This window comes from Falsihalocynthiibacter sp. BN13B15 (assembly GCF_041205415.1).
GTDB classification, from domain to species: domain Bacteria; phylum Pseudomonadota; class Alphaproteobacteria; order Rhodobacterales; family Rhodobacteraceae; genus Falsihalocynthiibacter; species Falsihalocynthiibacter arcticus.
In genome coordinates this window covers 1-375 of record NZ_JBGFCE010000099.1, presented here as the reverse complement: position 1 = coordinate 375, position 375 = coordinate 1, and the positions used below count along the sequence as shown (strand labels likewise).

At 50.4% G+C, this 375-nt stretch carries 1 protein-coding gene; it reads right to left on the bottom strand.

From position 1 onward, the window contains the following. The coding region (locus AB9F26_RS22355) for a transposase (protein WP_369769138.1) at nt 1-375 on the bottom strand (375 nt) is incomplete at both ends.

The following is a 375-nucleotide window of genomic DNA, read 5'->3' as shown; positions in this document are numbered from 1 at the left end:
CCTGATTGAAGTGGTTGAAAACGGATGCATGAACGGAAACAAATTTCTGCAAACTTCGCATTCGGCGGAAGCGCTGCATGGCACGTTCTCGTCGTCGGAACGGCAAGTGTGAATTCTCAGCACGATTGTTTTTCCAGCGACCCGTTTCCTGTTTGCCCGCATTGCCAATGATCTTCATCGCCGCGCCGTAGGAACGCAGTTTATCGGTAACTAGCATCTCGGCTTTGCCATGACGGTTCATGGTTTTCCTGAGTAATTTCAATGCGGTCTTGCGATCCCGACGTTTCGTAACGTAGGATTCCAACACTTCGCCCTCGTGATCCACGGCGCGCCATAGATAGTGCAGTTCGCCGTTTATCTTCACAAAAACCTCAT